The 1,658-nt window shown below is 56.8% G+C and carries 1 protein-coding gene; it reads left to right on the top strand.

From position 1 onward, the window contains the following. Positions 1-1,502 (top strand): arginine--tRNA ligase (argS, locus tag NW838_RS06295; RefSeq protein ID WP_414427714.1); only part of this gene is annotated, 1,502 nt, incomplete at its 5' end. Between the last annotated feature and the right edge of the window lie 156 nt (positions 1,503-1,658).

The following is a 1,658-nucleotide window of genomic DNA, read 5'->3' as shown; positions in this document are numbered from 1 at the left end:
TCAACTTCCGGCTGGGGGATCCCTTTTTGGCCGAGCGCCTGCAGGAGCTGCTGCATCTGGGAGAACACTTCGGCAAAACAGCCACCCCCCATCCCGAGCGCATTCTGCTGGAGTTTGTCTCCGCCAACCCGACGGGGCCTTTGCATGTGGGCCATGGGCGTTGGGCTGCCGTCGGCTCCACAGTGGCCAACCTGCTGCGCTGGACGGGGCACCAGGTGGAGCGGGAGTTTTACATCAACGATGCCGGCAACCAAATGCGGCTCCTGGGCCAGTCCCTCGAGGTGCGGGTGCGGCAACTGCAGGGGGAAGACATCGCTTTGCCGGAAGATGCCTATCACGGCACCTACTTGATCGAGATGGCCCAACGTCTCTTGGAGCAGGTGAAAGCCGGGATCCGCCCTCTGCCCACCACCTTGGAGGAATATATTGATTTGGCCTACGGGGAAATGCTGGCCTGGCAGAAGCAAACTCTCCAGCAATTGCGCACCGAGTTCGATCACTGGTTCAGCGAACGCCGCCTGCACACCCCGGATCCCGAGACGGGCCTGAGCGCCATCCAACAGACTTTACAGGAGCTGGAAGAACGCGGCTTTCTCTACAGGGCCAAGGCTCCCCGGGGTGAGGATCCCAAGCCAGGGGCAGAAGAAGCCGTTTATTTCAAAACCCAAGAGTTCGGTGACGACAAGGATCGGGTGGTGCAAAAAGCCGATGGGTCTTTTACCTACCTGGCCGCCGATATTGCCTACCATCGGGATAAAGTGCAGCGGGGATATCACCGGCTGATCAACATTCTTGGCTCGGATCACCATGGCTATATCGGCCGCTTAAAGGCGGCGGTGGGTGCCTTCAGCCCAGATGTCAAGCTGGAAATCTTGATTGGACAATTTGTCAAATTGTTCAAAACCGACCCGCAAACCGGTGAGAAAACCGAAGTGCGCATGTCCAAGCGCACCGGCAACTTTGTATCACTCAATGACCTGATCGAAGATCCAGAAATTGGCGTGGGGGTCGATGCAGCCCGCTGGTTTTTGCTTAGCAGCAGCATGGACAGCCCCATCAACTTCGATTTGGATTTGGCCGTCAAGCAAACTTTCGATAACCCGGTCGTGTATGTTCACTACAGCCATGCCCGCTGTTGCACTCTGCTGCGGCGGCTACAGGAAGAAGAAAAGGTTGAACTGACCAACAAAGTCCCTTTGACGGAGCAACAAAAACTGCCCTACAAAGAGCCAGAAGAGCGGGCCCTGCTGCTGCGCTTGTTGGCCTTGCCGGATGAGCTGATCGCCGCTGCCGAAGAGCGCGCTCCCCACAAGATCATCCGCTATGCAGAAGCCATCGCCGCCGATTTCAACAAGTTTTACGACAACTGCCGTATTTTGCCGCTCTTGAAAGAGGATCCCCTTTTGGCCCAAGCCCGCATCCAATTGGTGCAGGCCACGCAGCAGGTTTTGTTTAACGTCCTCACCGGCATTCTCGGCCTGAGCGCGCCGGAGTCTATGTGATTTACGAAGGAGTGCCGTAAGGCCCCCAGCTCACGCTCTGGGCGGAAGCCAGCTATAGCGGTCGCGAGTAGGTCAATTGCAATAAACCGTTCCACAACGCATAGTCATTTATCTCACCGTCAAGGTGAAACAAACGACCGGTTGCTTCCTGCTAAG

The sequence above is a fragment of the Synechococcus sp. R55.2 genome, assembly GCF_047462075.1.
Classification (GTDB): Bacteria; Cyanobacteriota; Cyanobacteriia; order Thermostichales; family Thermostichaceae; genus Thermostichus.
This window is presented reverse-complemented; position numbering and strand designations above follow the sequence as displayed.